The sequence below is a fragment of the Mycolicibacterium gilvum genome (assembly GCF_900454025.1).
Classification (GTDB): Bacteria; Actinomycetota; Actinomycetes; order Mycobacteriales; family Mycobacteriaceae; genus Mycobacterium; species Mycobacterium gilvum.
Genome location: NZ_UGQM01000001.1, coordinates 1380572 through 1407229 on the forward strand (window position 1 = coordinate 1380572; position 26658 = coordinate 1407229).

At 68.9% G+C, this 26658-nt stretch carries 26 protein-coding genes and 1 riboswitch; of the genes, 13 read left to right on the forward strand and 13 right to left on the reverse strand.

Going from position 1 to position 26658, the window contains the following annotated elements; genetic code table 11:
* Window positions 1–6 precede the first annotated feature (6 nt).
* The 4 genes from DYE23_RS06515 to DYE23_RS06530 all read left to right on the forward strand — a co-directional run bounded on the left by DYE23_RS06515 (window position 7) and on the right by DYE23_RS06530 (window position 2850).
* Window positions 7–375, forward strand: a complete 369-nt coding sequence (locus DYE23_RS06515; RefSeq protein ID WP_115326795.1) for a DUF742 domain-containing protein — start codon at window positions 7–9, stop codon at window positions 373–375.
* Window positions 356–934, forward strand: a complete 579-nt coding sequence (locus DYE23_RS06520) for a GTP-binding protein (RefSeq protein ID WP_099962616.1) — start codon at window positions 356–358, stop codon at window positions 932–934. The genes DYE23_RS06515 and DYE23_RS06520 overlap by 20 nt, the downstream gene beginning before the upstream one ends.
* 3 nt (window positions 935–937) lie before the next feature.
* Entirely contained in the window at window positions 938–1498 is a 561-nt protein-coding gene (locus DYE23_RS06525; protein ID WP_099962617.1) for a pentapeptide repeat-containing protein, read from the forward strand.
* 122 nt (window positions 1499–1620) lie between these two features.
* Complete coding sequence (locus DYE23_RS06530) at window positions 1621–2850, forward strand: globin domain-containing protein (RefSeq protein ID WP_115326796.1); 1230 nt, start codon at window positions 1621–1623, stop codon at window positions 2848–2850.
* Here DYE23_RS06530 and DYE23_RS06535 read toward each other — a convergent pair whose 3' ends face one another.
* Complete coding sequence (locus DYE23_RS06535; RefSeq protein ID WP_115326797.1) at window positions 2851–3414, reverse strand: TetR-like C-terminal domain-containing protein; 564 nt, start codon at window positions 3412–3414, stop codon at window positions 2851–2853. It abuts the gene before it with no gap.
* Between the two features lie 70 nt (window positions 3415–3484).
* A complete protein-coding gene (locus tag DYE23_RS06540) occupies window positions 3485–6094 on the reverse strand; it encodes an FHA domain-containing protein (RefSeq protein ID WP_115326798.1) in 2610 nt (869 codons plus the stop codon).
* A 337-nt stretch (window positions 6095–6431) separates the two neighbouring features.
* Between DYE23_RS06540 and DYE23_RS06545 the strand changes: the two genes are divergently transcribed.
* The gene (locus DYE23_RS06545; RefSeq protein ID WP_115326799.1) at window positions 6432–6995 is read left to right on the forward strand and encodes a TetR/AcrR family transcriptional regulator; all 564 of its coding nucleotides are present in this window, start codon (window positions 6432–6434) and stop codon (window positions 6993–6995) included.
* Here DYE23_RS06545 and DYE23_RS06550 read toward each other — a convergent pair.
* Window positions 6979–8175, reverse strand: a complete 1197-nt coding sequence (locus DYE23_RS06550) for an NADH:flavin oxidoreductase (RefSeq protein WP_115326800.1) — start codon at window positions 8173–8175, stop codon at window positions 6979–6981. The two genes, DYE23_RS06545 and DYE23_RS06550, sit on opposite strands and share 17 nt — an antisense overlap.
* Window positions 8176–8234: 59 nt before the next feature.
* Between DYE23_RS06550 and DYE23_RS06555 the strand changes: the two genes are divergently transcribed.
* Together DYE23_RS06555 and DYE23_RS06560 are read left to right on the forward strand one after the other, a co-directional pair.
* Window positions 8235–9089: a bifunctional methylenetetrahydrofolate dehydrogenase/methenyltetrahydrofolate cyclohydrolase gene (locus DYE23_RS06555; protein WP_218566981.1), complete on the forward strand. Its 855-nt coding sequence runs from the start codon at window positions 8235–8237 to the stop codon at window positions 9087–9089.
* A gap of 14 nt (window positions 9090–9103) precedes the next feature.
* Window positions 9104–9370 (forward strand): DUF3017 domain-containing protein, encoded by a 267-nt coding sequence (locus tag DYE23_RS06560; RefSeq protein ID WP_235660340.1) that lies wholly within the window; start codon window positions 9104–9106, stop codon window positions 9368–9370.
* A 91-nt stretch (window positions 9371–9461) separates the two neighbouring features.
* On the opposite strand, the gene DYE23_RS06565 is transcribed toward DYE23_RS06560, so the two are convergent.
* The 4 genes from DYE23_RS06565 to DYE23_RS06580 all read right to left on the reverse strand — a co-directional run bounded on the left by DYE23_RS06565 (window position 9462) and on the right by DYE23_RS06580 (window position 13745).
* Window positions 9462–10202, reverse strand: a complete 741-nt coding sequence (locus DYE23_RS06565) for a class I SAM-dependent methyltransferase (RefSeq protein ID WP_115326803.1) — start codon at window positions 10200–10202, stop codon at window positions 9462–9464.
* Between the two features lie 7 nt (window positions 10203–10209).
* Window positions 10210–11337, reverse strand: coding sequence for a homoserine O-acetyltransferase MetX (gene metX / locus DYE23_RS06570; RefSeq protein WP_011895707.1), 1128 nt, complete (start codon window positions 11335–11337; stop codon window positions 10210–10212).
* Between the two features lie 10 nt (window positions 11338–11347).
* Window positions 11348–12688: a bifunctional o-acetylhomoserine/o-acetylserine sulfhydrylase gene (locus DYE23_RS06575; protein ID WP_115326804.1), complete on the reverse strand. Its 1341-nt coding sequence runs from the start codon at window positions 12686–12688 to the stop codon at window positions 11348–11350.
* Window positions 12689–12728: 40 nt separating this feature from the next.
* A riboswitch (SAM riboswitch) is annotated at window positions 12729–12848 on the reverse strand.
* A 63-nt stretch (window positions 12849–12911) separates the two neighbouring features.
* Window positions 12912–13745: an epoxide hydrolase EphH gene (locus DYE23_RS06580; RefSeq protein ID WP_115326805.1), complete on the reverse strand. Its 834-nt coding sequence runs from the start codon at window positions 13743–13745 to the stop codon at window positions 12912–12914.
* A 71-nt stretch (window positions 13746–13816) separates the two neighbouring features.
* On the opposite strand from DYE23_RS06580, the gene DYE23_RS06585 reads away from it, so the two are divergent.
* A complete protein-coding gene (locus DYE23_RS06585) occupies window positions 13817–14641 on the forward strand; it encodes an exodeoxyribonuclease III (protein WP_115326806.1) in 825 nt (274 codons plus the stop codon).
* A 15-nt stretch (window positions 14642–14656) separates the two neighbouring features.
* Here DYE23_RS06585 and DYE23_RS06590 read toward each other — a convergent pair whose 3' ends face one another.
* Window positions 14657–15700 carry an esterase/lipase family protein gene (locus tag DYE23_RS06590; protein ID WP_115326807.1) on the reverse strand — a complete coding sequence of 348 codons (1044 nt, stop codon included), beginning with the start codon at window positions 15698–15700 and terminating at the stop codon, window positions 14657–14659.
* A gap of 93 nt (window positions 15701–15793) precedes the next feature.
* On the opposite strand from DYE23_RS06590, the gene trpS reads away from it, so the two are divergent.
* Together trpS and yhjD are read left to right on the forward strand one after the other, a co-directional pair.
* On the forward strand, window positions 15794–16807 hold the full coding sequence (gene trpS, locus DYE23_RS06595) for a tryptophan--tRNA ligase (protein WP_011895702.1): 1014 nt from the start codon (window positions 15794–15796) through the stop codon (window positions 16805–16807).
* Window positions 16808–16835: 28 nt separating this feature from the next.
* Window positions 16836–17876, forward strand: a complete 1041-nt coding sequence (gene yhjD / locus DYE23_RS06600) for an inner membrane protein YhjD (protein ID WP_011895701.1) — start codon at window positions 16836–16838, stop codon at window positions 17874–17876.
* 5 nt (window positions 17877–17881) lie between these two features.
* Here the strand turns inward: yhjD and DYE23_RS06605 are convergent, their stop codons facing one another.
* The gene (locus tag DYE23_RS06605) at window positions 17882–19105 is read right to left on the reverse strand and encodes a D-alanyl-D-alanine carboxypeptidase family protein (RefSeq protein WP_115326808.1); all 1224 of its coding nucleotides are present in this window, start codon (window positions 19103–19105) and stop codon (window positions 17882–17884) included.
* 142 nt (window positions 19106–19247) lie between these two features.
* Between DYE23_RS06605 and DYE23_RS06610 the strand changes: the two genes are divergently transcribed.
* On the forward strand, window positions 19248–20432 hold the full coding sequence (locus DYE23_RS06610) for a metallophosphoesterase (protein WP_115328880.1): 1185 nt from the start codon (window positions 19248–19250) through the stop codon (window positions 20430–20432).
* Window positions 20433–20553: 121 nt separating this feature from the next.
* On the forward strand, window positions 20554–20706 hold the full coding sequence (locus DYE23_RS30790) for a hypothetical protein (protein WP_172527718.1): 153 nt from the start codon (window positions 20554–20556) through the stop codon (window positions 20704–20706).
* Window positions 20707–20758: 52 nt separating this feature from the next.
* On the opposite strand, the gene DYE23_RS06615 is transcribed toward DYE23_RS30790, so the two are convergent.
* Together DYE23_RS06615 and DYE23_RS06620 are read right to left on the reverse strand one after the other, a co-directional pair.
* Window positions 20759–22375, reverse strand: a complete 1617-nt coding sequence (locus DYE23_RS06615) for an AMP-binding protein (protein WP_115326809.1) — start codon at window positions 22373–22375, stop codon at window positions 20759–20761.
* Window positions 22375–24072, reverse strand: a complete 1698-nt coding sequence (locus DYE23_RS06620; RefSeq protein WP_115326810.1) for an AMP-binding protein — start codon at window positions 24070–24072, stop codon at window positions 22375–22377. The genes DYE23_RS06615 and DYE23_RS06620 overlap by 1 nt, the downstream gene beginning before the upstream one ends.
* A gap of 59 nt (window positions 24073–24131) precedes the next feature.
* On the opposite strand from DYE23_RS06620, the gene DYE23_RS06625 reads away from it, so the two are divergent.
* A complete protein-coding gene (locus DYE23_RS06625) occupies window positions 24132–24977 on the forward strand; it encodes a LuxR C-terminal-related transcriptional regulator (protein WP_013472624.1) in 846 nt (281 codons plus the stop codon).
* Window positions 24978–25145: 168 nt separating this feature from the next.
* Here the strand turns inward: DYE23_RS06625 and DYE23_RS06630 are convergent, their stop codons facing one another.
* Window positions 25146–25445: a hypothetical protein gene (locus DYE23_RS06630; RefSeq protein ID WP_115326811.1), complete on the reverse strand. Its 300-nt coding sequence runs from the start codon at window positions 25443–25445 to the stop codon at window positions 25146–25148.
* A gap of 180 nt (window positions 25446–25625) precedes the next feature.
* Window positions 25626–26633: an SMP-30/gluconolactonase/LRE family protein gene (locus tag DYE23_RS06635; protein ID WP_115326812.1), complete on the reverse strand. Its 1008-nt coding sequence runs from the start codon at window positions 26631–26633 to the stop codon at window positions 25626–25628.
* Between the last annotated feature and the right edge of the window lie 25 nt (window positions 26634–26658).

Here is a 26658-nt window from a genome sequence, read left to right on the forward strand (position 1 = left end):
CGCCGCATGGGCGCGCACGAACGCAAGGATCCGGCCCCCAGTCTGGTCCGTCCCTACACGCTGACCTCGGGCCGCACCGAGAGCGGCGTGACGCTGCCCCTGGAGGCGTCGGTCGGTCTCGCGAAGTCCGCGCCGCCGCCGGTATGGCCGGCCGGCGACGTCCGCAGCCGGATCGTCGCGCTGTGTGACGCACGTCCCTCCGTCGCCGAGATCGCCGCACATCTCTCGGTTCCGCTCGGCGTGGCGCGGGTACTGGTCGGAGACCTGGTGCTGCAGGGTTATCTGCAGGTCCATGCCACCCTGGGGGAGGCTGCGACGCCAGACGAACGACGAGCACTCATCGGAAGGACACTGCGTGGTCTCAGGGCACTCTGACTCCCGCGGACGGGCGTCGACCAAGATCGTCATCTCCGGCGGCTTCGGAGCCGGCAAGACGACGTTCGTCGGCGCAGTGTCAGAGATCGTCCCGCTGCGCACCGAAGCGCTGGTGACGACCGCGTCGACCGGTCTCGACGGACTGGCCGCAACCCCCGACAAGACCACCACGACCGTGGCGATGGACTTCGGGCGGATCAGCCTCGACGACGACCTGGTGCTCTATCTGTTCGGCACGCCGGGGCAGCGGCGGTTCTGGTTCATGTGGGACGACCTGATCCGCGGCGCGATCGGCGCCGTCATCCTCGTCGACGTCCGACGGCTGGAGGACAGCTTTGCCGCGGTCGATTTCTTCGAGGCGCGCAAGCTGCCGTTCCTGATTGCCGTCAACGACTTCGACGGCGCCCCGCGGCACCCGCTGCCCGCGGTGCGCGAGGCATTGGCGCTTGCCGAACACGTCCCGGTGATCTCCGTCGATGCCCGCAGTCGCGAGTCGGCGAAGTCGGCGTTGATCGCGGTGGCCGAGTACGCGCTGAGCCGGCTCGCGCCCGCGGGCTGACGCGTGGACAGCACACACCCCCGCGAGGCCGACCGCGAGTTCGACGGGCACGACTTCCGCGACGCTGACCTCAGCGGTCTGCGCACCGAACGCGTCGTCTACACCGAGTGCGACTTCACCGGTGCCGACCTGTCGGACTCCGACCACACCGGATCGGCCTTCCGCAACTGCACATTCCGTCGGACATCGTTGTGGCACAGCACGTTCCGGCACTGCAGCTTCCTGGGCTCGACGTTCACCGAATGTCGCCTGCGCCCGCTGACGCTGGTGGAGGTCGACTTCACGCTCGCGGTGCTGGCCGGGGTGGACCTGCGCAAGACGGATTTGTCGGACTGCCGGTTGCGGGAGACCAGCCTGGTGGGCACCGACCTGCGTGAGGCGGTGCTGGCGCACGCCGATCTGACCGGCGCCAGGGTGCAGGACGCCAAGTTCGACGGTGCCGACCTGCGCGGCGCCCGTGTCGACCCCACGTTCTGGACCACCGCCAGACTGCGTGCCGCGAAGGTCGACCTCCCCCAGGCGCTCGCGTTCGCCGCGGCCCACGGCCTCGATATCGGCGGCTGACGCCCATCGTCGCTGGTCAAAAAACCGCACGTCGTCGCGTGTTTGACCCCATAGCCGGAAAAGTCGCATCCCGTATGCGGAATTTACTAGCGTCGGTGACAGTCCAAGTGAAAGGAATTCCGATGGCCCCCAACGTCACCGCCGCCCCCGCCGAACTGGAAGCCGCGCACGCAGAGATGATCGCCGCGACGCTCCCGTTGGTCGGCGCGCACATCGACGAGATCACCACGGAGTTCTACCGGCGGATGTTCGCCGCCCATCCCGAACTGCTGCGCAATCTGTTCAACCGCGGCAATCAGGCCCAGGGGGCGCAGCAGCGCGCACTGGCGGCGTCCATCGCGACGTTCGCGACCCACCTGATCGATCCGGACCTGCCGCACCCCGCGGAGTTGCTGTCGCGGATCGGGCACAAGCACGCCTCGCTGGGCGTCACCGCCGACCAGTATCCGATCGTGCACGAGCATCTGTTCGCCGCGATCGTCGAGGTCCTCGGCGCCGACACCGTGACCGCGGATGTGGCGGCGGCCTGGGACCGGGTGTACTGGATCATGGCCGACACGCTGATCGCCCTCGAGCGTGACCTGTACAAGGCGGCCGGCGTCACCGACGGCGACGTGTACCGCCGGGCCACCGTGGTGTCCCGCGTCGACGACCCGTCGGGCGTGGTGCTGATCACCGTCCGTCCCGAGGGCCGTCCGTTCACCGGTTCGATTCCGGCGCAGTATGTGTCGGTCGGCGTGACCCTGCCCGACGGCGCCCGCCAGCTTCGTCAGTACACCCTCGTCAACGCTCCCGGCACCGCGGATCTGACGTTCGCCGTCAAGCCGGTCGGGCCGGTCGCCGATGCCCCCGCGGGGGAGGTGTCGTCGTGGATCTCGGCCAATCTGTGCGTCGGTGACATCGTCGACGTGACGGTGCCCTTCGGCGATCTGCCCGCGCCCGACGGCGCTGCGCCGCTGGTCCTGATCTCGGCCGGTATCGGCGTCACGCCCATGATCGGGATCCTGGAGTACCTGGCCGCGTCGGCGCCCGAGGCATCAGTGCAGGTGCTGCACGCCGATCGCAGCGATCGGGTGCATCCGCTGCGGGAGCGTCAACACGAACTCGCCGAGGCGCTGCCCAACGCGCGTCTCGACGTCTGGTACGAGGACGGCGTGACCGCCGGCGCACCGGGGGCGCATGCCGGGCTGATGAACCTGTCGGCGATCGACCTGCCCGCCGACGCGCACGTATACCTGTGCGGGAACAACGGTTTCGTGCAGGCGGTGCGCGGTCAGCTGACCGATCGGGGATTCACCTCCGAGCGGGTGCACTGCGAGCTGTTCTCGCCGAACGACTGGCTGCTCGGCTAGTCAGTCGGCACGGATCGCGCGGGCCACCAGATCGGCGATCGTGCGGCAGTACTCCGGGGGGATCGGATCCTCGGAGTACAGCGCGAAGGTGTGCAGCGGAGAGGTGAGCAACTGCAAGGCGACGATGTGTCTCACATCGTCGCGCAGTTCTCCCCGCTCGGCTGCGCGACGGAAGATGTCCTCGACGATGGCCCGGCGTACCGTCCAGAAGCGGGCCCGGGTGTCGCGGTCGACGGCCTGAGACTTGCTGTCGATCACGAGCATCCGGGAGATCCGCCGGCCCACCGGCTCGTTGAGATAGTCGGCCAGGGCCAGCGCCAGCCCGGTGAGATCACCGTGCAGAGAACCGGTGTCGGGCAGCTCCATCATGGCCTGGCTGTAGCTCAGGAGGGCCTCGGCGATGAGTTCGGTTTCGCTGCCCCAGATCTGGCGGACGTAGTCGGGGCTGAGTTTCGCCCGGTGCGCGACCCCTTCGAGCCGGAATCGATCGACACCCCACTGCTGAACCTCGTCCAGCGCCGCTTCGATCGCAGCCGCGCGACGCGATTCGTCGTTATCCGACAACTCAATCCCCCCATGGTCCCGAGGGCGAGCGTACGGACATCGTCAGCAGAAGCTGTGCGATTCAACCAATTCAGCCGGCGGACTTGAGGCGGATGCGCCATCGCACCAGGGCGAGGTAGCCGACGCTGATCAACGCGAGCATCCCCATGTCGAACAGCCAGGTGCCCGGCGTGTGCTCCCAGTGTCGGTCCTGCGGTGTCAGCGGGCCCGGCACCAGCCGGATCAGGTCGACCGTCGACGCCGACGCGGCAAACCCCCACCGCGCGGGCGTGAACCACGACATCTGATCGAGCACCAGGCGGTCGGTCACCGGGATCATGCCGCCCGAGAACACCAGCTGGCTCATGATCGCGACCACAAGAAGCGGCATGATCTGCTCGGCGGACTTGGCCAGCGCCGAGAGCGCCAGACCCACCATCGCCGACGCCACACAGGTCACCGCGATGTCGAGGAACAGTTCGATGCTGCGGTCACCGACCACGGCACCGCTGTCGACCGCGCCGGGGCCCCACCCCTTGCCGATGATCGCGATGGTGGTGACGATCGCGGCCTGCACGATCGCGAACGCGGTGAACACGACGACCTTGGCCAACAGGTAGGCGGAGGTGGACAACCCGACCGCCTGCTCACGCCGGAAGATCGCCCGCTCACCGATCAGCGCGCGGATCGTCAGCGCCGTACCCATGAAGATCGCGCCGACGTTGAGCATCACCAGGATCTGGCCCGGCTCGTTGGGGGCCTCACCACCCTCGAGCGCGGTCTTGGGGACGCCGAACCCGACGTCGCCGGGCACCGACAGCGAGAGGATGCCCATGATGAACGGCAGCAGCATCAGGAACGCGAAATAGCCGCGGTCGGAGATGACCAACCGGATCTGGCGGCGCGCGATCGTCGAGAGCTGCCGTCGCAGGCTGGTGCGGGTCGGGTTGCCCAGTTCCGACGGTGTCAGGGCCGGCGGTTGCGGCGGCGGCGGCCCGTTCTGCGACAGGTAGCGGGCCGCGGCGGCCTCAGGGTCGCCGGCCACAGAGCTGAAGATGTCGGCCCAGTTGGTGGTGCCCATCGCAGAGCCGATCTGGCTGGGTGGGCCGTAGAAGGCGGTCTTGCCGCCCGGCGCCAGCAGCAGCACCTGATCGCATACGTCGAGGTAGGTCAGTGAGTGCGTGACGACGAGCACGACGCGGCCCGCGTCGGCGAGCTGGCGCAGCATCGTCATGACCTGCCGGTCCAGCGCGGGATCGAGACCCGAGGTCGGCTCGTCGAGGATCAGCAGCGACGGGCCGGTCAGCAGTTCCAGCGCGACCGAGGCGCGCTTGCGCTGGCCGCCGGAGAGCTTGTCGACGCGGGTGTCGAGATGTTTGGTCATCTCCAGCTCTTCGAGCACCTCGTTGACGACCTTCTCGCGGTCGGCCTTGGTGGTGTCCGGCGGCAGCCGCAGCTCGGCGGCGTACATCAGCGCCTGGCGGACGGTGAGCTGGCCGTGTACGACGTCGTCCTGGGGGACCATCCCGATGCGGGAGCGCAGCGAGGCGTACTCGGCGTGCACGTCGTGGCCTTCGAACGACACCTGACCGGTCGTCGGGTGCGTGTAGCCGGCGACCAGCCGCGCGAACGTCGACTTTCCCGCTCCGGACGGGCCGATGATGGCGGTCAGCGTGCCGGGCCGCGCCGAGATCGAGATGTTCTCCAGGAGGGTCTTGTTGTTCTCGATGGTCCAGGTGACGCCGTGGACGTCGAGGCCGCCGGTGGCCGTCGCGGCCGCGGTCTCGGTGCGGCGGACCAGCTTGCCGTCGCGGAACGACAGGTCGACGTTGCCGATGGTGACGGTGTCGCCGTCGGTGAGGATCGCGCTGTCGACCCGCGACCCGTTGACGAACGTGCCGTTGATGCTGCGGTTGTCGCGGATCTCGGTGCCCGCGGGCGTCGGGACCAGCGTCGCGTGGTGGCGGGACGCGAGCACATCGGGGATGACGATGTCGTTGTCACTGGACCGGCCGATCTTGATCGAGCCGGCCGGAACGTCCGCGGGTCGACCGGGCCGCAGGATCCTCAGCATGCTGGTCGCGATGTTGCCGTCGCTGCCGCTGGAACGGGGCGCCGCGGCCGGACCCATCACGGTGACGGGGTCCATCGCGGGCGCCGAGATGGGCTGCTGGACGTGCGCGGGGCGCGACTGCGCCGCCGGTGGGGGCGGTGCGGGGACGGGCCGGGGGCCGCCGGGCGGGTACGCACCGGCTCCGGGGTAGGGCCCGGTGGGCGGGCGTTGCACCGGCGGGCGTCCCGTCGGGCCGGAATGCTGGGCGGGCCAGGTCGCGCTGGAGCGTCCCGGGACGGGGACGGCGGTGGTGGACGGCGGAGTGCCCGCCAAGCCCTGGTGGCGGCCCACCTCGAACGTCAGCAGCGGCCCGTCGGGGTTGCCGATGTGAAGTTGGCCCCCGTCGGAGATGTCGGCGGCGGGGACGCGCCTGCCGTTGACGTACATGCCGTTGAGGCTGCCGTTGTCGATCGCGATCCAGCGGCCCTGGTCGAATCTCAGGACCAGGTGGGCACGTGAGATCAGCGGGTGGGCGATCCGGACGTCGGCCCGGAGGTCGCGGCCGACGACGACGTCGTTGCCCGCCGCGAAGGTGTGGGTGGATCCGTCGTAACGAACGGTCAGCGCGGGGGATCCTGGGCGGCTCACGGAGCCGCTCCGGCGGCGACATTGGACATCGCGCCCAACTGTATCGGTAGGTCGGCATCCCGGTGGCCGCCACCTGACGGTGTCGATGATCTGTTGCAGCGCTGTTATCTGCCCGTTCTCCGGGGGAACGGGGCGCGCGACACGCCGATGGGCGGCGAGGACTGCGCCGGATCACACGGTGGCGCGGACGGACCCGCTGAAATCGGCTGTGAACACAGCGGATAGCGCGGTGGTACCCGCAGTGGAACGAGCGTGCCAGAACGCGGGTCGGTGGTCGGGGGTCGATCGGCGGCGTCCGAGGGTTATTGGAGATCTATCGCTATTTTAGGGTGGAGCAATGCCGCGGCCCGCCCGATACACCGTCGATGTCCTGCTCGATGCCGCCGCGGAACTGCTTGCCGCCGAAGGTCCTGCGGCAGTGACGATGTCGGCGGTGGCGCGCAATACCGGCGCGCCCAGCGGTTCGGTCTACCACCGTTTCCCCACCAGGGCCGCGCTGTGCGGGGAGCTGTGGGTGCGCACCGAGGGGCGGTTCCAGGAGGAGTTGCTCGAGGCGCTCTCCGGTGACGGCGATCCGCAGAATCGCTGCGTGGCCGGGGCGCTGCGCACCGTGCAGTGGTGTCGCGACAATCCGGTCGAGGCCCACGTGTTGCTCGCCGGTCCCGACCAGCTCGACATGGGGGAGTGGCCCGACACCGTCGCAGGGCGTCGGAAACGTTTGCAGCGCAAGCTCCGTAAGGTGCTCGCAGAGATCGCCGGGGACCACGGGCGTGTCGCGGCCGCGGTCATGGATGTTCCCGCCGCGATCGTGCGGCGTCATCTGAGGGCGCGTCAATCCATCCCGGCGGCGGCCGACGACATCGTCGCCGACTGCGCGCGGGCGCTCATCTGCCCGAGCTGACCGGGGACGGCGAACCGGTACGCACGCAGTAGGTGTGGTTGTAGATCGTCGGCATGCACAGGTTGCAGTGGTCGCAGATCGACTTCACCGAGCTGTCGGCCCTGATCCGGTTCAGCAGGTCGGGTTCGGCGAGCAGCGCGCGTCCCATCGCGACGAAGTCGAAGCCCTCGGCCATCGCGCGGTCCATGGTCTCGCGGTTGGTGATGCCGCCGAGCAGGATGATCGGCAGCGTCAGCTCGTCGCGGAACTTCTTCGCGTCGCGCATCAGGTAGGCCTCTTCGTACGGGTACTCCCGCATGAACTTCTTGCCGGTCATCCGCATGCCCCACGACAGCGGCGGCTTGAAGTTGCGGGCGAACTCCTTGATCGGGGCACCGCCGCGGAACAGGAACATCGGGTTGAGCAGTGAGCTGCCGGCTGTCAGCTCGATGGCGTCGAGACCGCCGTCTTCTTCCAGCCATTTCGCGGTCTGCAGGGACTCCTCGATCGAGATGCCGCCGCGGACACCGTCGGACATGTTGAGTTTCGCGGTGACCGCGATCCGGTCGCCCACCGCCTCCTTGACCGCCAGCACCGCGCCGCGGGCCACCTTGGCGCGGTTGGCCAGCGACCCTCCGAACTCGTCGGTGCGGCGATTGATCAGCGGCGACAGGAACGAGCTCGCCAGGTAGTTGTGGCCGAGGTGGATCTCGACCGCGTCGAACCCGGAGTCGATCGCCAACCGGGCGGCGTTGGCGTGGGCCTCGGTGACCTCGCGGATGTCGTCGGCGGTGGCCTTCCTGGCGAACCGCATCGACAGCGGGTTGAAGAACCGCACCGGGGCCAGCGCCGTGGCCTTGTTGGTGCGCGCGTTCGCCACAGGTCCGGCATGACCGATCTGAGCGCTGATCGCCGCGCCTTCGGCGTGCACGGCATCGGTGAGCCGGCGCAGTCCCGGCACGGCCTCGGGGCGCATCCAGAGCTGCCAGCCGTCGGTGCGTCCGCCGGGGGCCACCGCGCAGTAGGCGACGGTGGTCATGCCGACGCCACCTGCGGCGGGTAGCCGGTGATAGGTGATGAGGTCCTCGGTGACCAGCGCGTTGGGCGTCGACGCCTCGAACGTGGCGGCCTTGATGATGCGGTTGCGCAGAGTCAGCGGGCCGAGCTTGGCCGGACTGAACACATCATGTGGGACTGTCATGTCGCCGAGCTTGCCACGGGGCCGGATCGAAAGCACGCGACCCTGTCAGAATGATGCGCGTGGGTGCGATTACTTTGGACGGCAAGGCCACGCGCGACGAGATCTTCGTCGATCTTCGAGAACGGGTGGCGCGTCTCACTGCGGCCGGCAGGACGCCCGGGCTGGCGACGGTGCTGGTCGGAGACGATCCCGGGTCCCACGCCTATGTGCGCGGCAAGCACGCCGACTGCGCGAAGGTCGGCATCAACTCGATCCGTCGCGACCTGCCCGCCGACATCAGCCAGGCCGTCCTCGACGAGACGATCGACGAGCTCAACGCCAACCCGGAGTGCACCGGCTACATCGTGCAGCTTCCGCTGCCCAAGCACCTGAACGAGAACGCCGCACTCGAGCGCATCGACCCGTCCAAGGACGCCGACGGGCTGCACCCGACCAACCTGGGCCGGCTGGTGCTCAACGAGCCTGCTCCGCTGCCGTGCACCCCGCGCGGCATCGTGCACCTGCTGCGGCGCTTCGAGGTCGAGATCGCCGGCGCGCACGTAGCCGTGCTCGGCCGCGGAGTGACCGTCGGACGTCCGCTCGGGCTGCTGCTGACGCGCCGCTCCGAGAACGCGACGGTCACGTTGTGCCATACCGCGACCCGCCACCTGCCGGAGATCACCCGCGAGGCCGACATCATCGTCGCCGCCGCGGGGGTGCCGCACATGGTGACCGCCGACATGGTGCGTCCCGGCGCGGCCGTCGTCGACGTCGGGGTCAGCCGCGACGACGCGGGCAAGCTCGTCGGCGACGTGCACCCCGGTGTGTGGGACGTCGCCGGGCACGTGTCACCGAACCCGGGTGGGGTCGGGCCGCTGACGCGCGCGTTCCTGCTGACCAACGTCGTCGAGCGCGCCGAGGCTCTCACAACGTGAGGTTCGCCCACAGGGTGTTCGCAGGTCAGTGGCCCATCCTGGTGGTCGGGTTGTTCCTCGCCGGGGCTTTCGTTTTGGTGGCGGCGGGTTACTGGCGACGCGGCGCGCTCGTTATGGCGATCGGCGTCGCGGTCGCGGCAGCGCTGCGGACGGCGCTGCCCGAGGACAGGGTGGGGCTGCTCGCGGTGCGCACCCGCACGGTGGACATCGTCACCACCGCGTCGGTCAGCGCCGCAATGCTCTACATCGCGTGGACGATCGACCCGCTCGGCACCAGCTGACCGTCGGCGGTCGTCTCGCGAGAGTGACGCCAGGGTCGTGAAATCCGCGCAATCACGACCGTGAGCGCACTCTCGCGAGAAACAGCCGGCCTCAGCTCGGCGTCGCCCGCACACACACCGTCACATACGGCAGTGCGAGCCCACTGCTGTTGGCCAGCGCCGGATGCGTGGTCAACAGCTCCCGCACCCGGTCGAGCGTGCGCGCACGCACGCGTTCCGGCGAGGTGATGCAGTACGAGCGCGAGGCGACCAGATCGATCAATGCCTGCGGCGTCAGGTAACTCGTCCACTCGACCTGATGGCGCTCGACGCCGGTGAACGGTGCGGGCAGCTCCACCGACTGGCTCCAGGGGTCGCCCTCGTGGCCGATGATGTCGCCGAGGTCCTTGACCCAGCCCAGCCGTTCGTCCCGGTTGTTCCACACCAGGCCGAGACTGCCGCCGGGTCGCAGCACCCTCGCTATCTCCTTGACCGCCCGGGTCTCGTCGAACCAGTGCCACGCCTGGGCGACCAGCACCGCGTCGACGCTGTCGTCGGGCAGCGGGATCTCCTCGGCTGTGCCCAGCAGCGCCGGGGTGTCGGGCAGCGAGGTGCGCAGCAGGTCCAGCATCTCGGGGATCGGGTCGACCGCGACGACGTCGAGGCCACGCTCGACGAGCCGGGTGGTCAGCTTGCCGGTACCCGCCCCGAGATCGAGGACCTCCAGTCGGCGTGAGCCTGAATCGGCGAGCAGCCAGTCGATCGCCTCCGGCGGGTAGGACGGCCGGCCGCGCTCGTAGGCGGCCGCCTCCGCACCGAACGACAGTGAGCGGCGGTCGGATTCGGCGGTCACCGCGCGCTCATTTGCCCGCGAGGTCGAGCGTGCGCCTGATCAGCTTGCCGACTGCGTCGGTCTCGACGAGGAATCCGTCGTGCCCGTAGGCGGATTCGACGACGTCGAGCGCATCGCAGCCGGGCAGCAGCTCGGCCAGCTCCGCCTGCAGACGCAACGGATACAACCGGTCGGAGGTGATCCCGCCGACGACGGTCGGCACCGGGCAACCGGCGAGTGCGGCCGCGATGCCGCCGCGTCCGCGTCCCACGTCATGGCTCGACAGCGCGTCGGTGAGCAGGACGTAGGTGCCGGCGTCGAAGCGTGCCAACAGCTTTCGACCCTGATACTCCAGGTAGCTCTGCACCGCGTACCGGCCGCCGGTGGTCGGGTCTTCGCCGGTCTGGGCGTCGTTGCCGAAGCGGTCGTCGAGCTCGGCCTCGCCGCGGTAGGTCAGATGCGCGAAGCGCCGGGCGATTTCGAGTCCGGCATCGGGGGAGCGGCCGGTGTCGTGGTAGTCGCCGCCGGCCCAGTTCGGATCCGCCTTGATCGCCGCCACCTGGGTGCTCTGCGTGCCGATCTGGTCCGCGGTCGCCCGCGCCCCCACGGCGAGGACCAGTGCGGAACGCACGCTGTCGGGATAGGTCACCGCCCACTCCAGCGCCCGCGCGCCACCCATCGAACCGCCGATCACCGCCGCCACCTCGGTGATGCCGAGGCGGGCGAGCGCGGCCACGTCGGCGGCCACCTGATCGCGCACCGTGATCACGGGAAACCGTGAGCCCCAAGCCTTTCCGTCCGGCGCGGTGGAGCTGGGCCCGATCGAGCCGCGGCAGCCGCCAAGGACGTTGGTCGAGATCGCGCACCACGTGTCGGTGTCGATCGGTGCGCCCGGGCCCGCGACGCCGTCCCACCAGCCCGGCGTCGGGTGATCGGGCCCGGCGGGGCCGGTGATGTGGGAATCGCCGGTCAGCGCGTGCAGCACCATCACGACGTTGTCCCGGTCGGGCGACAGTTCGCCCCAGCGCTGCACCGCGATGAAGGCGTCCTCGATCACCTCGCCGCTCTCCAGGGTGAGCGTGCCGATGTCGACGATGCCGATCTCACCCTCGGGGGGCAGCGCGACGCGTTCGGAGAGGATGTCCACGATTGTCACGTCACAACCCTCAGAACGACGCTACGGCGTTCGGATCGGTGGCCGCGGCAGAGGGTTTCGCGGCGGCGAAACCCAACTCGAGGTCGGCGAGGATGTCGTCGATGCCCTCGATCCCGACCGCCAGGCGGACCAGCCCCGGTGTCACGCCGGAGGCGAGCTGCTCCTCGGGTGAGAGCTGCTGATGGGTCGTGGACGCGGGATGGATCACCAGCGAGCGCACATCGCCGATGTTGGCGACATGGCTGTGCAGCGAGAGCGCGTTGACGAACGCCTTGCCCGCGTCGATCCCACCGCTCAGCTCGAACGCGAGCACCGCACCGGTTCCCTTGGGCGCCAGCTTCTTTCCGAGGCCATACCACGGTGAGGACGGCAGCCCGGCGTAGTTCACCGACACCACGTCGGGATGGGCTTCCAGGAACTCGGCGACGCGCTGTGCGTTCTGCACGTGCCGCTCGATGCGCAGGCTCAGCGTCTCCAGACCCTGGGCGATGAGGAACGCGTTGAACGGCGCGGCGGCGCTGCCCAGATCACGCAGCAGCTGCACGCGAGCCTTCAGCGCATAGGCCGGCGGGCCCAGTTCGGCGAACACGACGCCGTGGTAGCTCGGGTCGGGCTCGGTGAAGCCGGGGAACCGGCCACTGGCGGTCCAGTCGAAGGTGCCTCCGTCGACGATCACCCCGGCGATCGCGGTGCCGTGGCCGCCGAGGTACTTGGTCGCCGAGTGCACGACGATGTCGGCGCCGTGGCTCAGCGGCTGGATCAGGTACGGGGTGGCGATGGTGTTGTCGACGATCAGTGGCACGCCGATGTCGTGTGCGACGCCCGAGACACCGGGAATGTCGAGCACATCGATCTTCGGGTTCGAGATCGTCTCGGCGAAGAACGCCTTGGTGTTCGGTCGCGACGCCGCGCGCCAGGACTCCAGGTCGTCGGGGTCCTCGACGAACGACACCTCGATGCCCAGCTTGGGCAGCGTGTAGTGAAACAGGTTGTAGGTGCCGCCGTAGAGGCGCGGGGACGACACGATGTGGTCTCCGGCGCCGGCGATGTTCAGGATCGCTAACGTCTCGGCGGCCTGGCCCGAGGACAGGAACAGCGCCGCGACACCACCTTCGAGCGCGGCGATGCGCTGCTCGACCACGTCCTGGGTCGGATTCATGATCCGGGTGTAGATGTTGCCCGGCTCGGCCAGCCCGAACAGGGCCGCGGCGTGGTCGGTGCTGTCGAAGGTGTAGCTGGTGGTCTGGTAGATCGGCAGGGCCCGGGCGTTCGTCGCGCTGTCGGGGGTCTGGCCGGCGTGCACCTGCTTGGTCTCAAAAGCCCAACCAGCAGTCAGATCGGGGTCGGTCATCGAAAGTCCTCCGTGAAACAGGGGGCCCGTTTCATCAGCGGACCCGCGCTTGCCTTATAGCCGTGTTCGGCTACTCAACCTGGTCGTCTCCCGGGGCACCCCACCGCGGTTGGAGGGTTGCCGGCCAGCAAGCCGGGGCTTGTCGCTGGCGCTCATGACCGAGACGAACTCTATCTCACCCGCGTCGGGAACTGCCACCGGCGGCTGAGGCGACGCGCTGACCTCAGCCGATGGCTTTGCCGGACGGGGCCGAGTGGTCGTCGACGAAATCGGCGATCAACTCGGTGACCGCACCCGGGGCTTCGAGCATCGGGATGTGGCCGACGCCGTCGAGCCGGACCACCCGGGCCTCGTCGGGAAGGTGGGTGAGGAAGTAGCGATTGCCGCGCGGGGTCGGGAAGACGCGGTCCTTCTCGCACAGCACCAGCTGGGTCGGGGCGCCCAGCGCCGCGAGTTCCAGCAGGCCGGGCATCCGCAGGGTCTTGACCAGCAGCTGGAGGTAGGCGTGGCAATGGGTGGCGTCCTCGACGAGATCGGCCAGGTCGCGTTGGGAGGGGCCGTCGGCAGGTCCGCTGACGGGAAGGGTGGCGAGACGGCGCGCGCCCGGCACGTTCAGGATCCGCGGACCCAGCAACCGGGCGGCGATCAGCGCGGGTCCGCCCATGATGAACTTCAGCACAGTCTCGTACTTCGACAGCGAGTGGTGGGGCCACCCGCCGGCAGGCGCGATCGCGGTCAGCGTGCGGGCACGTCCGCGGCGTTCCAGCTCGAAGGCGACCCAGCCGCCCAGGGAGTTGCCGACGATGTGGGCGGTATCCCATCCGAGCTGGTCCATGCGGTGCTCGATGTCATCGACGAGCACTTCGGTGTGCAGCAGCCAGGTGGGCGATTTCGGGCCGCCGTGGTGCCCGACCATCGTCGGCGCGAACACCTCGAAGCGTTCGGTGTCGGCGAGCTGATCGGCCACTGTGCGCCACACGTTCTGCGAACACAGGAACGGGTGCAGCAAAACAATCGGTTCCCCGGTCCCGCGATGGATCGGCTCTCGTGGTGCCATGGGCCGACGATATGGCGATACCGGCGGTACCGCAAGAAGCCCGTGTCCGGATTCGGTTAGGGTCTGCGACCGTGACGCGTCCCGTAACGGTAAGCACGATCAACGTCAACGGCATCCGCGCCGCGATCAAGCAGCGATCACCGGAGAACCTCGGCATGCTGCCGTGGTTCAAGGAGACGGCCGCGGATGTGGTGTGTCTGCAGGAGACCCGCGCCGACGACGCGCAGCTCGCCGAGGCGCTGGCCCCGGTGCTGGCCGACGGCTGGCATCTGGCGTCTGCGGAGCCGTCGATGAAGGGCCGCAACGGGGTGGCGGTGCTGTCACGCGAACCCATCGACGAGTTCCGGATCGGGTGCGGCGCCGAGGAATTCGCCACCCACGGCCGATATCTGGAGGCCGACACCGCCGGCGTCACGGTGGCCAGCGTGTACTTCCCGACCGGCGAGGCCGAGACGGATCGCCAGCGTGAGAAGGAGCGGTTCATGGCCGCGGTCGCGGCGCGGATGGCGGCGTTGCTGCAGCGTTCGGTCGTCGACGGGCACGAGTCGGTGCTGTGCGGCGACTGGAACATCGCCCACACCGAGAACGACATCAAGAACTGGAAGGGCAACGTCAAGAAGGCGGGTTTCCTGCCGCAGGAACGGCAGTGGCTCACCGAGGTGCTCGGCACCGGGTGGGTGGATGTGGTCCGGCAGGCCCATCCCGACGTCGCGGGGCCGTACGCGTGGTGGTCCTGGCGCGGCAAGGCGTTCGACAACGACGCGGGATGGCGGATCGACTATCACCTCGCCACGCCGGGCCTGGCCGCGCGCGCCACCTCGGTGCTCACCGAACGGCCCGCCGCCTACGCGCTGCGCTGGTCGGACCACTGCCCGGTCACGGTCCACTACGCGTGATTTCGGTGTAGTTCGTCAGCGTAAGCGTGACGAACTACACCCAAGCCGCTCGTCCAGCGTGCCGTCGATCGCGCCGCGGACCACGTCGTGCACCCGCGGATCCCACGTCAGCCCGGTCTCCCAGGGCAGGCCCGCGGCGTCGGAGACGAAGATGCTGTGCGTGTCGTCGAATGTGAAGCACTGACGCCGGGGCAGGAACACGCGCTCGCTGACGTCGACGGCCAACGCGCTCGACGTGGCGACGAGGCCGTCGTTGGGCCACACCGACGGATTGGCCGGCTCCGACGGTGCGGTGAAGCGGTTTCCGGCGATGAGGGTGACCGGGATGTCGTCGAGGACGCCGGCCTGGTATTCGTTCCAGCCTCCGGGGCCCATCAGATAGGCCTGGTTGACCTCGCGGCCCGACCCGGCGACCAGCCGGTCGACCTCGGCTTTCAGGTCGTCCATCGCTGCTTCGCAGAAGCCGTCGCCGAGGCAGTCCGACTTCGGGGTGAGGCCGTGGGCGTAGTCGGACAGGTAGGTGCCCTGCCACGGGGTTCCGATCGTGGTCAGCGACCGGATCCGGATCGGCGAGCCGAGGCTCTGCAACACCCGGAACGCGGCGCGTGAATACAGCCCACCCATCGAGTGCCCGACGACGTCGAGTTCGGAGACGTCGTAGACGTCGTGGAGATGGGTGAAGAACCGGGCGAGATGCTCACCGGCGGTGTCGATGCTGCCGGTCGAGTCGACGGTCATGATCTCGGGCAGTGTGATCGGGCAGTCGCCGAACGCGCCGAAGCCGTCCTGATCGACCACCGGTCCGCGCCCGGCCATCGCGGGGGAGGTGAAGACCCGGTAGCCGTGGTCGAGCAGATCCTGACGTAGGGCGGTGTCGGTGTTGCCGGCTGCCAGCCCCGACGCGCACGCCTGCTCGGGCGTGGTGAACGGGCTGGTCGCATTCCCACCCGAGACGACGACGACGGCGCGGCCCGCGGGTTGTGGTGCGGCGTGGGCGCTTCCGGCGCCGAAGAACGACGCGACCACGAGCATGGCGAGGCTTACCGACAGTGGACGCACGGCTCTCCTGACGCAGCGGAAAGTGTTCGGCGCATGGTAGCCGGGCGGGACGCGATCGGCGGGGACATCGCTTCTGAGAAGATGGGTGTCACCATGAGCAACACCACCAGGCCCGTCGTCTTCTCGGGCGCGCAACCCACGTCCGACTCCCTGCACCTGGGCAACGCGCTGGGAGCCGTCAGTCAGTGGGTGAGCCTGCAGGACGGGTACGACGCGTACTTCTGCGTCGTCGATCTGCACGCGATCACGGTCGCGCAGGATCCCGCGACGCTGCGCAGGCGCACCCTCGTGACCGCAGCCCAGTACCTGGCCCTGGGCATCGATCCGTCCCGCGCGACCGTCTTCGTGCAGAGCCATGTACCGAGCCACGCCGAATTGGCTTGGGTGCTGGGGTGTTTCACGGGCTTCGGGCAGGCCTCGCGGATGACGCAGTTCAAGGACAAGTCGCAGAAGCAGGGCGCCGAGGCCACCACGGTCGGACTGTTCACCTACCCGGTGCTGATGGCGGCCGACGTGCTGTTGTACGACACCGAACTGGTGCCGGTCGGGGAGGATCAGCGACAGCACCTCGAGCTGGCACGCGATGTGGCACAGCGCATCAACGCGCGGTTCCCGGACACGTTCGTGGTGCCGGAGGCGATGATCCCGAAGGCGACCGCGAAGATCTTCGATCTGCAGGACCCGACGGCGAAGATGAGCAAGAGCGCCGAGAGCGATGCGGGCCTGATCAGCCTTCTCGACGACCCGGCCAAGACCGCCAAGAAGATTCGGTCGGCGGTCACCGACAGCGAGCGCGAGATCCGTTTCGACCGGGAGGCCAAGCCCGGGGTGTCGAACCTGCTCACCATCCAGTCGGCGGTGACGGGGACCGACATCGACAAGCTCGTCGAGGGCTACGCGGGTCGCGGCTACGGCGATCTGAAGAAGGAGACCGCCGAGGCGGTGGTCGAGTTCGTGACGCCGATCAAGTCCACGGTCGACGACCTGCTCGGTGACCCCGCCGAACTGGAGGCGGTGTTGGCCCGCGGCGCCGAGCGTGCCCGCGAGGTGTCTGGACAGACGTTGCGACGGGTATATGACCGGCTAGGGTTCCTGGCGTCGCGATAGCCGGGATCGCAGCCACAGAGGGGGTCGGATGACGACGCAGTCCGCGACGGCCGACCCCGAGGACAAGCCCGGATTCCTGGACCGGCAGCGGGCACGCCGGCCGTGGTTCGACCACGTCATGCGCGCCCAGGAGCGCTACAAGGACTCCAAGGGCGACTTCTATGCCGCCGGAATCACCTATTTCACGATCTTCGCGTTGTTTCCGCTGCTGATGCTCGGCTTCTCGGTCGCCGGTTTCGTGCTGGCCAACCAGCCCGAGCTGCTGCAGGACGTGGAGGAGCGCATCCGGTCGACGTTCAGCGGCGACCTGGGTCAGCAGCTCGTCACGTTGATGGATTCGGCGATCGAATCGCGCGGCGCCGTGGGCCTGATCGGTCTGGCGACCGCCGCCTGGGCCGGACTGGGGTGGATGGCCAACCTGCGCGAGGCGCTGAGCCAGATGTGGGGGCTGTTCCGCGGCGAGACTCCCGGCTTCGTCAAGACCAAGCTGTCGGATCTGGTGGCGCTGTTGACCACGTTCGTCGCGATCATCGTCACCCTTGCGTTGTCGGCACTCGGCAACTCGTCGCTCGTCGAGAACATCTTGACCCGGATCGGTTTTCCCGATTCCCCGGTGCTCACCGTGGTGCTGCGGGCGTCCTCGATCACGGTGTCGGTGCTGGTGTCGTGGCTGTTGTTCACCTGGATCATCGCCCGACTGCCCCGGGAGCGGGTGGGTTTCCGCAGCAGTGTGCGTGCGGGGCTGATCGCGGCGTTGGCTTTCGAGGTGTTCAAGTTGGTGGCCTCGATCTACCTGCGGTCGGTGCTCACCGGCCCCGCCGGGGCGACGTTCGGGCCTGTGCTCGGCCTGATGGTGTTCGCCTACATCACTTCTCGGCTGATCCTGTTCTCGACGTGCTGGGCGGCCACGACGCCGGAGAACATGCGCGAGAACGAGATCCCCGCGCCCCCACCGGCGGTGATCAACAACCGCGTCATCGCGCGGCCCGGCCTGCAGATCTGGCAGGGTCTCACCGCGGCGGCCGTGGGAGCGATCGGTGCGCTCAGTCTGTCGCGGCGCCGCCGCTGACGCCGCTAACGCGCCGGACGGCGGTTCAGCGCGCGGGCGCCCATGATCAGCGTCAGCACGATGACCGCACCGATCACGCCGACACCGATCCGTACCGGCATCGCGTCGACGTCGGGCAGCACCGCGTTGGCGTTGGCGTTCGTCTTGGTCAGGGCCGCCACGGCGGGGTCGGCCCGGTCGACGCCGAGCGACGGGTCGGGTTCGATCAGGGTGCCCACCTTGGTGCCCGGCGCGGTCGCGAAACCGTAGTCGAGCAGGCGCGCGGCCTGTTCCCACGGCGCGATCGGCTGCCGCGTCCCGCGCATCAGCACCGCGACCAGGCGGCGGCCGTCGCGTTCGGCGGCGCCGACGAACGTCTGTCCGGCGTCGTCGGTGTAGCCGGTCTTGCCGCCGAGCGCGCCGGGGTAGTTCGCGAGCAGCTTGTTGTCGTTCTCGATCGGGTAACCGGCACCCTCGCGTCCGGGGAACTGGGTGGCGCGGGTCGCGACGATGTCGGCGAACACCGGGTTGTGCCACGCGTACCGGTAGAACAGGCCCATGTCGTAGACCGACGTGCTCATGCCCGGACCGTCGAGACCCGACGGGGTCGCCACGCGGGTGTCGCGGGCGCCCAGCTTCTGGGCCAGCACGTTGATCTTGTTCAGCGCGGTGTCCATACCGCCCATCTGCATGGCCAGCGCGTGTGCGGCGTCGTTGCCGGAGTACATCAACAGGCCGTGCAGCAGGTCGTTGACCGTGTACACGCCGCCTTCGCCGACGCCGACCTTGGTGCCTTCCTGTGCGGCGTCCTCGGGGGTGCCGGGCACCGTCTTCATCAGCGGGAGGTCCCGCAGCGCCTGCATCGCGGTCAGCACCTTGATGATGCTGGCGGGGCGGTGCCTGCCGTGCGGATCGCGGGCGGCGATGACGTCTCCGCTGTCGAGGTCGGCGACGAGCCAGGCCTCGGCGGACACGTCGCCCGGGACCGGCGGGGTGCCCGGTGCGGTGATGACACCGCATCCCGACAGCGCGTCGCCACCCATCGGTTTGGCGGGCACGGGAAGCGGGCCGGGTGTCGGGTCGCCCGGCTTGGGGACCTCGGACGCGTCGACGGCGGGCGGGGTGGTGACCCGGTAGGGGCACGGGTCGGCAGCGGGCGCCGGTTGGGCGGCAGCGACCGGCGCCAGTACCAGCATCGAAGCTGTGACCAGCGCGGATGCGCGCAGCAGGGTGGTGCGTAAGGTCGCCATCGTCTGCGCAGATTAAGCGATCGGCGCGCTTCGATCGGGGAGCCACGCGGTGACGGATGAGGTCAGAGTTTCCTGTGTGACTCAGCATCCTGCGCGTCGAACTAGGGTGGAGGAACTGCCGAACCTGCTGAAGGGCTCCCCGTTGTTTCTTGTCGTTCTGGGCTCGGTGCTGGCGTTGATGCACTTCTACGTCTGGAAGAGGACGGTCAAAGACACCTCGCAGGGGCGTGCCCGGCGGTGGTCGAGCGCCGCCCTCGTGGTGCTGATGCTGATGCTCGTCGCGGCGCTGGTGGTGCCCCGGACGGTCGGCGTCCCCGAATCGCGGTGGATCGCCTGGCCGGGGTATCTGTGGTTCGGCGTTCTGGTCTACCTGTTCCTGGTGCTGCTGGCGCTGGAACCGGTGCGGCTGGTGCTGCGGCGCTGGACCCGCCCCGCTCCCACACCCGCACCTGCCGACGCCGAGACGGCTGACCCCGAGACGGCGCCGGCCGTCGATCGCCGAGTGTTCCTCGCCCGCACCGCCGCGGTGACCGCCGGTGCCGCGGCGGTCGGGCTGACCGGCTTCGGGGCCGCGCGCGCTCTCGGGCCGCCCGATGTGCTGCGCGTGCCGGTCCGCTTGTCCCGGTTGGCGCCGGCGTTCGACGGCTTCCGCATCGCGGTGGTCTCCGACATCCACCTCGGCCCGTTGCTCGGGCGTGCGCACACCGAACGCATCGTCCGGATGATCAACGAGGCCGAACCCGATCTCGTGGCCGTGGTCGGTGATCTCGTCGACGGCACGGTCGAGGAGCTGGGTGCCGCCGCCGAACCGTTGCAGGACCTGGTGGCCCCCGAGGGTGCCTTCTTCGTGACCGGCAACCACGAGTACTTCGTCGACGACACACCGGCGTGGCTGCGTGAGCTGGAACGGTTCGGGCTCGACGTGTTGAGCAACGAGAACACCCTGCTCACGCGCGGTGGCGCCGGGCTGCACCTGGCCGGGGTCAACGACATCGCCGGGGAGTCCCGGTCCGATCCGCCCGACTTCGACCGTGCCCTGGCCGGGGCGGGCGCGCGGGGCCCGACCGTGCTGTTGGCCCACCAGCCGATCGAGGTCGAGAAGGCGGCCGACCGCGGGGTCGACCTGCAGTTGTCGGGTCACACGCACGGTGGCCAGATGTGGCCTTTCCACTACGCGGTGGAGCTGGCCCAGCCGACGCTCGCGGGACTGTCCCGCGTCGGGGACACCCAGCTGTATGTGACCCGCGGGGCCGGTTTCTGGGGTCCGCCGTTGCGGATCGGCGCCCCGCCGGATATCAGCGTGCTGACTCTGCGGAGCGGCGACTGACGTTTAAGTCGATGCGGGGGCGGGCATTTCTTATCAACTTCACGGCCTCCTCTGACGTTCACGCTCAGGTGCGGCCAGCACTCTTAGAGGACAAGTCCAGTTCAAGAGAGGGGCGTTGATGATGACGACGAAACCAGGCGCCGTTGTTGTTCGACTCGACACCCACCCGGCTTGGCAGGTTCCGGACCGCCGTTCGCGGGAGTACCAGGAGGCCATGCGCAGGCACCCGTCCTACCAATCGCGCACGCTGGCACCACCGCTGCGGGTGGTGTAGACGCGCGGACAAAGGGGCGCCCTTGTGGTGGGGGCGCCCCTTTTCTCTGCGTTCACAACCCGAGAAGCCGGGCGCTGACCTCCCGCATCTCGACCTTGCGGATCTTGCCCGTCACCGTCATCGGGAACTCGTCGACCACGTGCACGTACCGCGGGATCTTGTAGTGGGCGAGCCTGTTCGTCGCGAATTCCCGCACCGCCGCGGCGTCCAACGCCTCGCGCCCCGGGCGCATCCGGATCCACGCACACACCTCTTCGCCGTAGCGCTCGTCGGGAACACCGATCACGTGTGCGTCCTCGATATCGGGGTGGGTGTAGAGGAACTCCTCGATCTCACGGGGATAGATGTTCTCGCCGCCGCGGATCACCACGTCCTTGATCCGGCCGACGATGTTGCAGTAACCGTCGGGACGCATCACCGCCAGATCCCCGGTGTGCATCCAACCGTCGGCATCGATCGCCTGGGCGGTTTTCTCGTCCTCGCGCCAGTAGCCCAGCATCACCGAGTAGCCGCGCGTGCAGAATTCCCCGGGTGTTCCCCGCTCGACGATCTCGCCGGTCTCCGGGTCGACGATCTTGATCTCGACGTGAGGGTGGACGCGGCCGATCGTCGACGTGCGGCGCTCCAGGTCGTCGTCGATGAGGGTCTGGCAGGACACCGGGGAGGTCTCGGTCATCCCGTACGCGATGGACATCTCGGTCAGGTGCATCTCCTCGACGCAGCGCTTCATGACCTCGACCGGGCACACGGCACCCGCCATGATCCCGGTGCGCAGGGTCGACAGGTCGCGTTCGGCGAAGTCGGGGTGGTTCTGCATGGCGATGAACATCGTGGGCACGCCGTAAACGGCCGTGCACCTTTCGGTTTCGATCGCACGCAGGGTCAGGCCGGGATCGAATGCCGGCGCGGGGATGACGATCGTCGCGCCATGGGTCGTGCAGCCCAGATTCCCCATCACCATGCCGAAGCAGTGATAGAACGGCACCGGAATGCACAACCGGTCCCCGGGCTGCAGGCGGATCTGCTCGGTGACGAAGAAGCCGTTGTTGAGGATGTTGCGGTGCGACAGCGTCGCGCCCTTGGGGAAACCCGTTGTGCCCGAGGTGTACTGGATGTTGATCGGGTCGCGGTTGGACAGTGCGCCGCTGCGGCGTCGCAGGTCGGCGTCGTCCACACCGGACCCGGCGGCTCGCAGGGTGTCCCAGTCGGCGGTGCCGATGAACAACACACGTTGCAGCGCAGGAACATCCGGTCGCACCTCGTCGACCATCGCGACGTAATCCGAGGTCTTGAACTGTGTGGCCGAGATCAGCGTCGCCACCCCGGACTGCTCGAGCACGTAGCGCAACTCGTGGGTGCGGTAGGCGGGGTTGATGTTCACCAGGATCGCGCCGATCTTCGCGGTCGCGTACTGCACGATCACCCACTCGGGGCAGTTCGGGGCCCAGATACCGACCCGGTCGCCGCGCTCGACACCGATCGCCATCAGACCCCTGGCGACAGTGTCGATCTCGGCATCGAGTTCGGCGTAGGTCCAGCGGCGTCCGCCCGCGACGTCGACGAGTGCATCGCGCCCGGGATGGGTCCGGGCGATGCGCGCGAAGTTCGCGCCGATCGTCTCTTCGAGGATCGCGACATCGGTCGGGCCGGCGTCGTAGGAGCCGGTCATCAGTTCACCAGATCCTCGTAGCGGTACTCGGATTCGATCGGCGCACCGGAGCGGTGCGCGTCCTCCTCGCGGCGACGCAGTTCGACACGGCGGATCTTGCCCGAGATGGTCTTGGGCAGGTCGGCGAACTCCAGCCGCCGCACCTTCAGGTACGGGGCGAGATGGTCGCGCGAGTGCTCGAGGATCGCCTTGGCGGTGCTCTCGTCGGCCGACCATCCGTCGGCCAGCGCGATGTAGGCCTTCGGCACGGCCAGGCGGGTGTCGTCGGGCTGGGGGACCACGGCGGCTTCGACGACCGCGGGATGCTCGATGAGCACGCTCTCCAACTCGAACGGAGACACCTTGTAGTCCGAGGACTTGAAGACGTCGTCGGTGCGTCCGATGTAGGTGATGTAGCCGTCGGCGTCGCGGCCGACGACGTCGCCCGTGTGGTAGTAGCCGTCGCGCATCACCTGGGCGTTGCGTTCGTCGTCGCCGAGGTAGCCGGTCATCAGGTTCAGCGGGGTCTGGCTCAGATCGAGGCAGATTTCACCTTCGTCGGCGAGCTCTCCGGTCAGCGGATCCACCAGCACGACAGGCACGCCGGGCATTGGGCGACCCATCGAGCCGGCCTTGACGGGCTGGCCGGGGGTGTTGCCGATCTGCAGCGTCGTCTCGGTCTGGCCGAACCCGTCGCGGATCGTGAGCCCCCATGCCTGTTCGACCGCGCTGATCACCTCGGGATTGAGCGGCTCGCCGGCGCCGAGCAGTTCGCGCAGACCTTCGGGGCGCTCGCCGAGGTCGGACTGGATCAGCATGCGCCACACCGTCGGCGGCGCGCAGAACGTGTTCACCCCGGCGCGCCGGATCTGGTCCAGCAGGGCCGGTGCCTGGAAGCGTCCGTAGTTGTAGACGAAGATCGTCGCTTCCGCGATCCACGGCGCGAAGAAGCAGCTCCACGCGTGTTTGGCCCAGCCGGGCGCGCTGATCGCCAGATGGACGTCGCCGGGCCGCACGCCGAGCCACGCCATGGTCGTCATGTGCCCGACCGGATAGCTGATCTGGGAGTGCTCGACGAGTTTGGGCTTGCTGGTGGTGCCGGAGGTGAAGTAGACCAGCAGCGGGTCGCCGGCGGTGGTCTGCGGGTCGTGGGTGTGGGCGTCGGCGTGGGCGGAGTCGGCGTAGGTGTGCCAGCCGTCTGCGCCGCCCCCGACGGCGATGCGGACGTAGTCGCCGTCGACGCCGTCGAACTTCGGCGCGTCGGCCGCATTCGCGATGACGTAGCCCGCGCCGCCGCGCCGGATCCGGTCGGCGAGGTCTTCGGAACCGAGGGCTCCGGTCGTCGGCATGATCACCGCGCCGAGCTTGGCGACGGCGAGCATCGACTCCCACAGCTCCACCTGATTGCCGAGCATCAGGATGACGCGGTCACCCTTGCCGACGCCGAGACCCTGCAGCCAGGTCGCGACCTGGTCGGAGCGGTGCGCCATCTGGGCGAAGGTGACCTTCTGCTCACGGCCGTCCTCCTCGACGATCCACAGCGCCGGACGGTCGGCGGACGCCGGGTCTGCGGCGATCGCGTCGAACCAGTCGGTGGCCCAGTTGAACGACCCGGCGATCCGAGGCCACTCGAAGGTGTCGAGCGCCTTGTCGTAGTCGGCCATCACGTCGACCAGGTGGTCGCGGGCGCTGCGAAAGAGATCGGTGTTGGTCGCCATGCCTAATAGGATCCAGGTCACAGTTGTCCGTCCACCACCCCCGAAAGTGGGTACTGCCGATGTCGGCCGCCTCGCCGCTGCTCCGCCCCCGGGACGGCGATGCGCTGCGCGCGGAACTGCGGCGGGTGGCGGCCCTCGGCGGTGTGCCGGTGCTGTTCGGCGGTGAGATCCACGAGGACACGCTGCTGATCAGCGAGTATTACGGGCTGCGCACCGCGGGGCTGCGGGGGTTGGCGGTGCGTTCGAGCTCAGGACTCGGCGGCGCCAGTATGGTGGCCGGTCGGCCGCTGGCTGTCGCCGATTACCGCAACGCCTCGTCGATCACCCACGACTATGACGGCCCGGTGCTCTCGGAGGGCATCCGGTCGGTGCTGGCGGTGCCGGTGCTCGTCGACGGGCAGGCCCGGGCGATGCTCTACGGCGCGTACCGCACGGGCGCCCCGTTCGGTGGGCGGGCTGCCGACCTCGTGGTGGAATCGGCACGTCGTCTGAGCGAGGAGTTCCGCATCCGTGATGAGGTGGACCGACGGCTGAGGATGCGGGACGCGCAGTCGGCCGGCGGTCAGGTCAGCGACGAGCAGATTCGGGAGGTGCACGCCGAGCTGCGATTGCTCGCCGTCACCGCCCCGCCGCCGCTGCAAGACCGGTTGCGGGCACTGGCGGACACCCTCAGCGGAACCGGCACCGAACCCGGCGCCGGGCCGGGCGCCGCGACGCTGGCTCCGCGCGAGCTCGACGTGCTGGCGCAGGTGGCGCTGGGATGTACGAACGCCGAGGCGGCGCAGCGGCTTTCGCTCAAGCCAGAGACCGTCAAGAGTTATCTGCGCAGTGCGGCAACGAAACTCGGGACCCGGACCCGCTACGAGTCGGTGTCCAAGGCGAGGCGGCTGCACCTCATTCCCTGATGATCTGCTGCTGTCATGGCAGAGCAAAGGGGCACCTCCAGCGGGGGGAGTAGGAGGTGCCCCTTTGGGTCTTCACTCGCGGTGGATCTTTCTTCGCCGAACTTGCATTCCAGCAGGCCTTCGGCCGGCTTTCGCCTGCTGGAATGCAATTTCGGCCCCACCACAGGGTCAGCGAATATTCACGTAGTAGACCTTGCCCGTGATCGTGTTCTGATACGTGCGGTCGTTGGCGTGATCCTGCACGGTGGACCGGATGTCGGCGCCCGGGCTGATGCTGACGACGTCGGCCTGCGCGAGCGGCGTATCCGAGAGCCGGTGGACGATGACCCGGTTGCCCTGGGCTTCGAGTGCGGCGATGGTGTCCGTGGCGTCACCGCCGGCGGGTGCCGCGGCGGCGGGTGCGGCCAGTGCGAAGAATCCTGCGGCGAGTGCGGCGGTGGTGGTGGTGGCGATGGTGAAGTTCTTCATGTCGGTTCCTGCTCTTCCCTGTGCGTTCCTGTTGGGTGAAACCCGCAACCCGCGAAGTTCATTTCAGGTGGCAGAAATTGATCGGTGACTGGCAGTAATCACACCGGGACCGCCGCCGAAATTGCATTCCAGCAGGCCCCGTCTCGACATTCCGCTGCGCCGACGCAATCTCGGCGGATTCTACGGTGCCGTCGCCGCCAGATCGACCGACGCGAGGTACGGGCCGCCGATGCTGCCGAGCCACAGTCGCCCGCCGGATTCGACGAGACCCGTCGCCATGCGGAACTCGGGATGCGTCGTGCGGAACCCGGCGACGGCGTCCCCGCTGTCCGGGTCGAAGGCGACGGCCCACGCGACGGCCTCGGGCTTGGGTTGGAGCCGGGCGGGCAGACGCCACACCAGCTTGCGCAGCACCGGTGGCCCGGCGGCGAGCCGGTCGGCGACCGGATTGGCGGGAGTGACCATCGCGCACCAGATCCGGCCGTCGGCACCCGTCGACAGGTTGTCGGGCATCGCGGGCAGGTTCACCGCCAACGGCGTGACCGAACCGGCGCTCGGACCGGTCAGCCAGTACTTCGAGAGGCGACGCCCCTGCGTCTCGGCGAACACCAGCGCCGACCCGTCGACGGTCGGTGTGACCCCGTTCGCGAAGTACAGACCGTCGACCACGGTGGTGACGCGTCCGTCGGGGTCCAGGCGGTGCAGGGCGCCGCGGCCCCGCGCCTCCAGGATCGCGCCCAGATACTGGTCGATGGTGAACGCGCTGGTGGACTCGGTGAAATACACTGTGCCGTCGCTGGTTTCGGTGACGTTCGAGCAGAACAGCAGCGGGCGACCGTCGATGGAGGTCACCAACGTCTCGAACGCACCGGTGTCGACGTCGAGCGCGAGCAGCCCGCGCGGACTGTCGCACACCAGCAGCCGGCCGTCGCGGGCGAACGCGAGTCCCAGTGGCCGGCCCCCGGTGTTCGCGACGACCTCCGGTGCGGTGCCGTCGGGCCGCAGCCGCACGATCGACCCGTCGAGCGCGCCGGTCCACAGATACCCGCGCGCGTCGACGACCACGTCCTCGGGTTCGCCGCCCGGTATCGGTGTCAACGTCAGTGCGGCCGAACCGAACTCGGGTAGCAGATCAACCGGCGGCGCCTGCCACCGCACCGGATCGATGGGCCGTTTGAACCTGGGCATGGTGTCGACGCTAGTCCCCGCCACC